The organism is Burkholderia sp. BCC1996 (genome assembly GCF_905339955.1).
In the GTDB taxonomy this organism is placed as follows: domain Bacteria; phylum Pseudomonadota; class Gammaproteobacteria; order Burkholderiales; family Burkholderiaceae; genus Burkholderia.
This window is the reverse complement of sequence record NZ_CAJPHM010000122.1, coordinates 1-262: the sequence shown is the minus strand read 5'-3', so window position 1 is coordinate 262 and position 262 is coordinate 1. Positions and strand designations below refer to the sequence as shown.

General features: G+C 65.3%; 1 protein-coding gene. It reads right to left on the bottom strand.

Annotated elements, in window-relative coordinates:
- The coding region (locus tag U4Z64_RS37500; RefSeq protein ID WP_321822704.1) for a circularly permuted type 2 ATP-grasp protein at window positions 1-262 on the bottom strand (262 nt) is incomplete at both ends.

The window sequence follows — 262 nt, the reverse complement described above, 5'->3', positions numbered from 1 at the left end:
GTTGCCGCCCGGCGGGCACACGGCCGCGAGCGACTGGCGCAGCATCTGCGGATAGGTCTCGACCGGGCGCACCTTGACCTGCTGGAACAGCTCGGGGAAGAGCTGCATCATCGTCTCGCGGTTTTCCAGCATGTACGACACGCCCGACGGCGTGCGCGCGTTGTCCTCGAGCACGTAGAACTGGTTCTCGGCGGTGCGCACGATGTCGACGCCGATGATGTGCGTGTAAACGTTCCCGGGCGGCCGGAAATCGATCATCTCG